The organism is Azospirillum sp. B4 (genome assembly GCF_000333275.1).
Classification (GTDB): Bacteria; Pseudomonadota; Alphaproteobacteria; order Azospirillales; family Azospirillaceae; genus Nitrospirillum.
On record NZ_BACU01000496.1, the window covers coordinates 1 to 11,292 of the forward strand.

1 protein-coding gene is annotated in these 11,292 nt (G+C 69.6%); it reads left to right on the plus strand.

Translation table 11 applies throughout. From position 1 onward, the window contains the following. A partial coding sequence (locus I55_RS37300; protein ID WP_044562668.1) for an S-layer family protein occupies nucleotides 1–11,292 on the plus strand: 11,292 nt, incomplete at both ends.

Genomic DNA, 11,292 nt, shown 5'->3' on the forward strand with positions numbered 1-11,292 from the left:
GCCCTTACCATCATCGGCGACACCGGCGGCGGCATCGGCACGCTGACCGGAACGGGTGGCGGCCAGGGCCTGCTGGAGAACACGGCCGGCAACGTGGTCTTCACCGCCGGTGACCTGCTGCTGAACGACCAGCTCCGCGTGTCGGGGAACACCGTTGCCAACACCGGCGCCAACCTCATCCTGTCCAGCACCATCAGCATCACCGGCACCTACGCCCAGGGTGGCGGCGCCCTGGTGCTGGGCACGGCCAGCAGCCTGGTGGTCAGCGGGGCCGCCACCATTAGTGGCGGCGGCGTGCAGCTGGCCGACCTGGCGTCCGTCGCCAACTATATGCAGGGCACGCTGGGCCATGACCTGGTCATCGGCGACACCGGTTCCGACTACAACGGCGCGTCCATCTCCAGCACCGTCACCGGCCTGTCCCTGGCCGGGGTCAACGTCAACGGGACCCTGCGCGCTCAGGTCATGGGCGACTATGTCGGCGCCAGCTACGCCAGCATCGGCAATGACGGCTCCCTGGCCGGCACCATCTATGTGGCCGCGACCGGCACGCTGGGCACCCTGGTGAACCAGAGCGCCGGTTCCGCCGACACGGTGGACCTCCACGGCACCATCGGCACGCTCGGCAACATCGGCACGCTGGGCTATGTCTTCGTGGAACAGGGCGGCACCCTGGGCGCCTTCAGCAACAGCGGCCTGGTCAGCGGCCTGGTCAGCGGCAGCAGCGCCACCTCCGTCAGCATCGCCGGTGCCCTGGGCACGCTCAGCAACACCGGCACGCTGGGCTACATCGCCGTGGACCAGGGCGGCAGCATCGGCATCTTCAGCAACACCAGCCTGATCACCGCCAACAACACCGCCCTCAGCATCGCCGGCACCATCGGCACGTTCAGCAACACCGGCACCATCAGCTCCAGCAACGGCATCGCCATTCAGCTGAACGGCGGCATCGGCAGCCTGTACAACGACGGCCTGATCAGCGGGCGCAGCGATGCCGTTTTCCTGGTGAACGGCGGCGCCATCGGCACCTTCACCAACGCGGGCTCCATCGCCGGCTTCACCGACCTTGAAGGCACCGTCGACACCCTGACCAACACGGGCACCTTCGGCCGGGGCCTGTATGTCGGAGGCAGCGGCCTGGTGGGGTCGCTGGTCAACAGCGGCCTGATCAGCGGCGCGCTGGCCGTGAACACCAACGCCACCCTGACCTATCTGTCGATCAGCGCCCTGGGCACGATCAGCAGCGGCTCCGCCGCGATCTCTAACCAAGGCCATGTCGGCACCCTGATCAACGCCGGCTTGATCAGCGGCGACATCGGCGTCTTCAGCGCCAGCCTCTCCACCTTGGTCAACGCCGGCACCATCACCGCCACCAGAATGGCCCTGGCCGGCAACTTCGGCATCATCAGCAACGCCGGCCTGATCCAGGCGGCGACCGCCGCCACCTTCACCAGCCCGGTGGCCGGCCTCGCCAACAGCGGCATCGTCGCCGGCGACATCGGCACCACCTTCGACCTCACCCTCACCGGCGGCAGCGGCACGACGGTGGGCACCTTCACCGGCCATGGCATCGCCACCGCCGGCACCATCGCCGTCTCCGGCGCCAACCTGGTGCTGGCCTCGGGCAACCTGGCCCTGAACGACCTGCTGTCCGCCGACACGGTGGTCAACAGCGGCGCCAACCTGACCCTCTCCCGCGACGTCGCCATCACCGGCGCCTACACCCAGGCGGCCGGCAACCTGACCATCAGCAGCCTGTCGGTCAGCGGGGCGGCCAGCATTACCGGTGGCACGGTGGTGGCCAGCGACGTCAGCGTCACCGGCAACTACCTGGCCGGCACCCTGGGCACCCTGGTGGCGGGCGGCGCCAACTCCAACTACGCCGGCGTCATCCTGGGCACCGACATCACCGGCCTGCGGGCCAGCCAGGACGTGGACAACCTGCTGTTGCTGGCCGCCAACGACTATGTCGGCGGCACTCTGGCCACCCTGACCAACAGCGGCAGCCTCAGCGCCAGCACCGCCGTCTACATCGCGGCCATGGGCAGCCTGGGCACCCTGCTGAACAGCGGCACGCTCGCGGGCGATATCCTCAACCTGTCCAGCCGGGACCTGGTGATCGCCGGCGGCACCGCCGGCGTGGTGGGCACGCTGACCGGCGGCACCATCGTCAACACCCTATCCAACGTCAGCTTCGTCGACGGGTCCCTGCTGCTGGCCGACGCCATCAACGCCGCCGGCCACACGTTGGTGAACAGCGGTGCCAGCCTGAGCATCGGCGGCACCGTCGCCGTCACCGGCAACTTCAGCCAGACCGGTGGCGGCCTGCTGGTGGACCTGTACGGCAGCCAGCTTACGGTTTCCGGCACCGTGGCCATGACCGGCGGCGACCTGACCATCACCGGCGCCAGCAACCTGGCCAACTACACCGTCGGTTCCGCCCTTTCCACCCTGGTGGCGGGCGCCGCCGGATCCAGCTACGACGGCCTGTCCATCGTCACCGACCTGACCGGGTTCCAGATCGGCAGCTCCATCGCCGGCAACGCCCTCGTGGCCGTGGCCTTCAGCGACTACATCGGCGGCACGCTGGGCACGCTGAACAACACCGGCACCCTCAGCGGTGTCGCGACCGGCCTCTACATCGCCGGCACCGGCAGCCTGGGTACCTTCACCAACACAGGCGCCGTCAACACCAGCGACCGCGCCGTGGCCATCAGCCCCTACGGCACCGCCGGCCGGCTGGATACCCTGGTCAATGAAAACGTCATCACCGGCCGCACCGGCATCTTCATCGGGTCGGGCGGCATCCTGGGTACCCTGGTCAACAGCGGCACCGTGAGCGGCACCGGCGTCGCAGCCATCGAGAACTTCGCCGGCAGCATAGGCCTGATCGACAACAGCGGCACCATCGCGTCCTCCTATCCCGTCTCGGCCCTGGCCAACAACTGGGGGGCGGTGATCGGCACGGTCTCGAACACCGGCATGCTGCAAGGCATGTACAACGGCGGGACGATCGGCCTGGTCAGCATCGGCACCACCGGCACTCTGCATGGATGGTTCCAGGGCCTGGGCAACGCCGGCACCTTGGCGGCCCTGATCAACGAGGGTGAAATCTCGGGCCCCATCGGCGTGCAGGTCGGCGGCAGCAACGGCAACGCCGGCGGCGGCAGCATGGGCACGCTGACCAACGCCGGGACCATCAGCGGCATCTCGCGCGGCATTTCCAACATGGTGAGTGGGGCGCTCAGCCCCACCATCGCCCGGGTGGACAACAGCGGCCTGATCAGCGCCAACGGCACCGCCCTTTTCAACGATGGCTCGATCGGCGCGCTGGGCACCATCGGCACCGTGGCCAACAGCGGCACCATCCAGGGCGCCTACGGCGTGGCCAACAACGGCGTCCTGCGCGCCCTGCTGAACACCGGCACCCTGGCCGGCGGCACGGCGGCCCTGGTCATCGGCACGCTGGGCACCCTGGGCTACTTCCAGAACAGCGGCCTGGTGGCGGGCGACATCGTCAACCTCAGCAGCCAGGACCTGACCATCAACAACACCGGTGCCACCGGCACCTTCACCGGTTATGTCGCGGGGACCCAGGGCACCATCACCAACACCGCCAGCAACCTGGTGCTGGCGTCCGGCGCCCTGCTGTTGAACGACGCCATCGACGTGGGCGGCCACACGGTGGTCAACACCGGTATCGGCCTGACCCTGGCCAGCAGTGTCAGCATCACCGGCAACTACAGCCAGACGGGCGGCACCCTGGTTCTGGCCAGCGGCGACCAGCTGGCGGTCAGCGGCACCGCCAACCTCAGCAGCGCCCATCTGACCCTGAGCGGCCAGACGGCGACCGGCAACTACCTGGCCGGCACCATCGGCACCGTGGTGGCCGCCAGCGGCGGGTCCGACTACGCCGGCACCTCGATCTATGCGGGCTACCAGGGCGTGGCCGGCGTCTCGGCCGGCGGCAACCTGATCGCCGTGGCGGTCAGCGACTACATCGGCGGCACCCTGGCGTCGGCCAGCAACAGCGACACCATCGTCGGCAGCCTGGCGCCCACCTTCCTGGTGGTGACCGGCAGCGGCAGCCTGGGCGCCTTCACCAACAGCGGCCGTTTGACCGGCGGCGACCACCAGGTGTGGGTGGCGGGCGTCATCGGCACGCTGAACAACACCGGCAGCCTCAGCGCCGGCTCCTCAGCCATCCACGTGGCCGCCGGCGCCAGCGTCAGCACCTTGCTGAACAGCGGTGTGATCAACGATGCCAACTATGCGCTGACGAACGACGGCACCATCGGCGCCCTGGCCAACAGCGGCACCATCGGCCTGATCGCCGTGAGCCAGACTGGCAGCATCGGCAGCTTCATCAACACCAGCGTCATCAGCGGCGGCGGCAGCGCCCTGCTGTACAACGCCGGCACCATCGGCGTCGTCCTCAACAGCGGCACCATCACTGGCGCCAGTGCCGCCCTGCGGGTGGCCGGCACGGGCAGCATCGGCAGCCTAGCCAACAGCGGCACCATCACTGGCGGCAACGGCCTGGTGATCGCCACCGGCGGTGTGATTGGCACGCTGGACAACAACGGCGGCACCATCGCCGGCACCAGCCTGGGCCTGGTCAACCACGGCAGCATCGGCAGTCTGGCCAACAGCGGCCGGATCAACGGGCTGATCAGCGACGGCACCCTGGGCACGCTGGACAACAGCGGCGGCATCGCCACCGTCAGCATCAGCGGCCGGGTCACCACCCTGTTGGACAGCGGCACCATCACCGGTGCCACCGCCCTTCACCTGGCGACGGGCGGCAGCATCGCCACCCTGTCGATCACCGCAGCCGGCCTGCTGTCCGGCTCCAGCATCGCCCTTCGCAACGAACAGGCCATCGGCACGCTGAACAACAGCGGCGCCATCCTGGTCACCGCCAGCGCCGGCACTGCCATCGGCAACAGCGGCACCATCGCCACCCTGGTCAACAGCGGCATCATCGCCGGCGGCACGCTGGGCGCCGGCATCGGCGGCGGCGGCATCCATCTGCTGTCCATCACCGACACCGGCCTGGTCAGCGGCGGCGGCGTTTCCAGCGGCATGAACTTCGGCGCCGCGATCAGCATCAGCGCCATGAACACCCTGGCCAACAGCGGCACCATCATCAGCGGCGCCATCGCCGTGGACGTGACCGGCACGCTGGACAGCCTGGGGAACGCGACCACCGGTCTGATCAGCGGCGGCAATACCGGCGTGGCCTACCGCCACGATATCGGCTCGCTCAGCAACGCCGGCACCATCACCGCCACCGGCGTGGCCCTCCTGGGTTATGGGACCCTGGGCACTGTGGACAACAGCGGCACCATCAGCGGCGGCCGGGGCGTGAGCGTCCAGGGCCTGTCCTTGCTCAGCAACAGCGGGCTGATCAGCGCCAACAGCATCGCCATCTATGCCAACAGCGGCATCGGCAGCCTGGTCAACACCGGCACCGTGCGGTCCAGCGGCCTCGCGCTCAGCGGCGCCTTCACCAGCATCGACAATGCCGGCCTGATCCAGGGCTCCATCGCCGCCCAGTTCACCAGCCAGGTGGCGGGCCTGAGCAACCGTGGCACCATCGCCGGCGACATCAGCGCCAATGCCGACCTCAGCATCACCGGCGGCAGCGGCACGACGGTGGGCACCTTCACCGGCTATGGCGCGAACACCATGGGCACCATCCTGGTCAGCGGCGCCAACCTGGTGTTCGCCGCCGGCAGCCTGCTGGTGAACGACACCCTGGCCGCCAGCACGGTGCGCAACGACGGCGCCAACCTGATCGTCAACACCACCGTGTCCGTGCTGGGGGCCTATAGCCAGACGGCGGGCACGCTGGATCTCGGCAGCGGTACGGGCCAGCTGGTGGTCAACGGTCCGGCCAGCATCACGGGCGGCACCGTGGGGGTCAGCCTGGACGGCGGCGCCAACTATACCGCCGGCACCCTGGGCACCCTGGTGGTGGGGGGCAGCGGGTCCAGCTACACCGGCGCTACCCTCGCCGGGACGGTGACGGGCCTGGCGGCGGTGGGCGCCACCGCCGGCAACAACCTGCTGCTGGCCATCACCAACGACTATATCGGCGGCACGCTCGCCACCCTGACCAACAGCGGGGCCGTCAGCTCCGCCACCGCCCTCTACATCGCGGCCGCCGGCAGCCTGGGTACCCTAGCCAACAGCGGCACGATGACAGGCAATGTCCGCAACCTGTCAGCCCATGACCTGGTGATTGCCGGCGGCATCGGCGGCACGGTGGGCACGCTGACCGGCGGCACCATCATCAACCGCCTGTCCAACCTGACCTTCACCTCCGGCTCCCTGCTGCTGGCCGACGCCATCGACGCCACCGGCCATACAGTGGTGAACACCGGCGCCAACCTGATCATCGGCGGCACCGTTGCCGTCACCGGCGACTATAGCCAGACCGGCGGTAGCCTGGTGCTGTCGCTCAGCGGCGGCAATCAGCTGTCGGTCAGCGGGGCCGCCGCCCTGACCGGCGGGATGGTGACCATCACCGGCGCCGACAATCTGGCCAACTACGCCGTGGGGGCGGCCCTGGCCACCCTGGTGTCCGGTGGGGCAGGGTCCAGCTATACCGTTTCCATCACCAACGATCTGACCGGCTTCGACCTCGGCAGCAGCATCGCCGGCAACGCCCTGCTGGCGGTGGCCTACAGCGACTACATCGGCGGCACCCTGGCCAGCTTGGCGAACACAGGCACCGTCAGCGCCGCCACCCCGCTCTACGTCGCCGCCAGCGGCAGCCTGGGCAGCTTCGCCAACAGCGGCGCCCTGGTGGGCGGTGTCTACGGCGCGCGCAACACCGGCACCATCGGCCTCTTCACCAACGCCGGCCTGGTCGGCGGCGGCACCTTGGGCGTCGTCAACACGGGTGTCATGGGCACCCTGCTGAACCAGGTCACCGGCACGGTGGCGGGCGCCGTCGCCAACCAGGGCGTCCTGGGCCTGCTGGCCAATGCCGGCCTGCTGCGGGACGGCGTGCTGAACACTGCCGCCCTGGACCGGCTGTCCAACACCGGCACGCTCACGGGTGTCACGGCCATCGCCAACAGCGGCGCCGGCAGCGTCGCCACCCTGTCCAACAGCGGCCTGATCCAGGCCAGCCTGGCGGGCCTGGTGAACAACGCCACCATCGGCCTGCTGGACAACAGCGGCACGCTGGCCGGCGTCACCGCTCTGGTGAACGCGACCGGCGGCGGCTTTGGCACCATCATCAACAGCGGCCTGATCCAGGGCGACATCCGCAACCTGTCGACCAACGGCCTGACCATCGGCGGCGGCACCGTGGCCGGCACGCTGGCCGGTGGCACCATCACCAGCACCCTGGCGAACGTCGCCTTCAACACCGGCACCTTGCTGCTGGCCGACGCCGTCAACGTCAGCGGCCACACCCTGGTCAACACCGGCGCCACCCTGCGCCTGTCCGGCACCGTCGCCGTCGCCGGCGACTACGGTCAGACTGGTGGCGTCCTGGCCCTGACCGCCGGCGGCAGCAGCCTGGTGGTCAGCGGTGCGGCCACCCTATCGAGCGGCAGCGTGCTGGCGGCCTATGACGCGACCGCCAACTACTTCGGCGGTTCCATCGCCACCCTGGTGTCGGCGGCGGGCGGCCTCAGCGTCTCGGCCTCCGTCTCCAACACCGTCACCGGGCTGGCCATGGCCACGCAGGTGTCGGGCACCGACCTGAGGGCCAGCATCGTCAACGACTATATCGGCGGCACCCTGGCCAGCCTGACCAACACCGCCACCCTGGGTGGCGCCACCGCCTTCTACGTGGCGGCGACGGGCAGCCTGGGCACCCTGGTCAACAACGGCACCCTGTCCGGCGGCGACAACGGTCTGGTCGTGGCCCAGGGCCGCGTGGACCAGGTCGCCAACACCGGCCTGATGGCGGGCGGCGTCTTCGCCGGCCTGCAGGTGGGCACGGGCGGGCTCATTGGCACGCTCAGCAACAGCGGCACCATCGGCAGCAGCGGCGCCATGATGGGCATGCGGGTGCAGGGCCGGCTGGACAGCCTGTCCAACAGCGGCTTGGTGACCGGGCGCTCGACGGCGCTGGCCCTCGGCGGCACCGTGGGCATCGTGACCAACAGTGGCACCATCAGCGCCCAGACCGTCGCCGTGTGGATGGGTCTCGGCACCCTGGGCAGCTTCAGCAACAGCGGCGTGCTGACCGGCGCGCGGCTGGTCCGTGTCGATGGGGTGGCCACGCAGGTCAGCAACAGCGGCACGCTGACGGGCGGCGCCCTGACCGCCTTCAAGATCGTCGGCACCCTGGGCACGCTGGCCAACAGCGGCCTGATCACCGCGGCCCACGGCGTGCTCGGCATCGAAAGTACCGGCGTGGTGGGCCTGCTGGCCAACAGCGGCACCATCGTCGGCGACATCGTCAACGACGGCGCCTGGGATCTGACCATCGCCGGCGGCGGCACCGTGGCCGGCACCTTCACGGGCGGCACCATCACCAACACCAACACCAACGTCGTGCTGGCCGGTGGCAGCCTGGCCTTCAACGACGCCGTCAACGTCACTGGCCACACCCTGGTGAACAGCGGCGCCAACGTCCTGCTGTCCAGCACCCTGACCATCACCGGCGCCTATAGCCAGACGGCCGGCACCCTGGCGCTGGCCGGCAACCAACTGGTCGTCAGCGCCGCCGCCACCCTCAGCGGCGGCACGGTCAGCACCAGTTTGGGGGCCGCGACCAACGTCAATTACCTGATGGGCGACATCCTGGGCACCCTGGTGGTCGGCGGCAGCGGCTCCAGCTACACCGGCGTCGTCACCCAGGTGGAGGTGGCGGGCCTGGGGGCCGGCGCCAGCGCCGTGACCATCGGCGCCAACACCGACCTGGTGGCCACCGTCTCCAACAACTACATCGGTGCGACCCTGTCCACCCTGGGCAACGCCGGCACCATCGTCGCCGTCACCGCCGTCTATGTCGGCACCACCGGCAGCGTCGGCAGCGTCAGCAATACCGGCATGCTGTCGGGCAGCGTGGTGGGCGTGACCAACAACGGCACGGTCGGCACCCTGACCAACAGCGGTACGGTCACCGGTTCCATCGCCGGCGTGGCCAATGCCGGCTCGGTCGGCAGCTTCAGTAATGATGGCTCCGTCGCCGGCAGCATAGCTGGTGTCAGCAACAGCGGCACCATCGGTACCTTGGGCAACCAGGGCACGGTGGCCGGCAGCATCACTGGCCTCGGCAACCAGGCAGGCGCCAGCATCGGCACCCTCAGCAACAGCGGCACCGTGTCCGGCCTGATGGCTCTGAACAATGCGGGCACCATCGATGTCCTCATCAACGATGGCGCATTGCTCGACGCCGGCGCCCCCACGGCCGCCGGCCTGTACAACACTGGCAACATCGCCACGGTGCTGAGCAGCGGCACCATCCTGGGGGCGACATACGGCGTCTATAACGCCGGCACCATCGGCACCCTGGCCAACAGCGGGCTGATCACGGCGCCGACGGCCATCTACAACGACACCGGCGCCGGCATCGGCCTGCTGGCCAACAGCGGCACCATCACCGGCAACATCCTGAACCTGTCGACCAACGACCTGACCATCACGGGTGGCAGCGGCACGGGGGTGGGCACGCTGACCGGTTATGCCGCAGGTCACCAGGGCACCATCAGCAACACCCTCAGCAACGTGGTGCTGGCCTCGGGCACGCTGCTGCTGAACGACGCCGTCGTCGTCACCGGCCACACCCTTGTGAACTCCGGCGCCTCGCTGCTCCTGGAAAGCCTGGTCAGCGTAACCGGCAACTACAGCCAGTCGGCCGGCACGCTGTCCCTGGATCCGGCCACCGGCGGCCTGGTGGTCAGCGGCAGCGCCGACCTGACCGGCGGCATGGTGGTGGCCCGCTACGACAGCGCCGGCAATTATCTGGCCGGGACGGAGACCCTTATGGCCGGCGGCGCCGGCTCTAGCTATACCGGCGTGACAGTGCAAGGCACGCTGACCGGCCTGGCCATCAGCCAGACCGTGTCCGGCGCCAACCTGCTGGCCGTCATTAGCAACGACTATATCGGCGGCAGCCTGGGCACGCTGGCCAACACCGGCACGCTCAGCGCCGCCACGGCGGTCTACATCGCCGCCAGCGGTACCTTGGGGACCTTGGCCAACAGCGGCACCATCGCCGGCAACATCCTGAACCTGTCCACCAACGCGTTCAGCATCACCGGTGGCACGGGCGGCATCGTGGGCCGCTTCACCGGCGGCACCATCACCAGCACCAACGCCGACGTGGTGCTAGCTCGCGGAGCCATCAGCCTGGGCGACGCCGTCAACGTCACCGGCCACACCCTGGGCAACCAGGGCGCCAACCTGACCCTGGCCGGCAACGTCGCCGTCACCGGCGCCTACAGCCAAACCGCCGGCACCCTGGACCTGGCGGGCCAGGTGCTGACGGTCAGCGGCAGCGCCGTCATCAGCGGCGGCACGGTCGCGGCCGGCCTGTCGTCCACCGCCAACCACATGGTGGGCGACGGTACCACCCTGGTGCAGGGCGGGGCGGGCTCCAACTACACCGGCGCCACCGTCACCTCCGGCCTGGCCGGTCTGGATGCCGTCGGCGGCGTCAGCGGCAGCAGCCTGTTGGCCATCGCCGGCAACGACTACATCGGCGCCGCCTACGGCACGCTGTCGGTCACCGGCACACTTGTTAACACGGCTGGGGCCAACACCGCCGGCGGCGCCACGGCGCTGTACATCGCCTCGACGGGTACCCTGGCGGCCCTGGCCAACAGCGGCCTGATCAGTGGCAACATCGTCAACCGTTCCAGCGCGGCTCTCCGTATCACCGGCGGCAGCGGGTCGACCATCGGCACGCTGGCGGGCGGGACCATCACCAGCACCGGGGCCGACGTGGTGCTGGCGTCCGGGAACCTGGCGCTCAGCGACGCCGTCAATGTCGGCGCCGGCACCCTGGTCAACAGCGGTGCCAACGTGCTGCTGACCGACATGGTCAGCGTGACGGGCAACTACAGCCAGATCGGCGGCACGCTGACGGCCGGTATCGGCGGCACCACGGCCGGTGAACTGCTGGTCAGCGGCAGCGCCAGCCTGACGGGCGGCACGGTGGCGGTCACGGCCCTGGACGGCGTGAACCTGATCGCGGGGCAGAGCTACACCATCGTCGAGGCCGGCGGCGGCCTGTCCGCCACCGGCCTGACGGCGTCGGCCACCGGCTTCAGCGCCACCCTGGGCACCAGCCCGGCCGGTGCCGCCACCGACCTTATC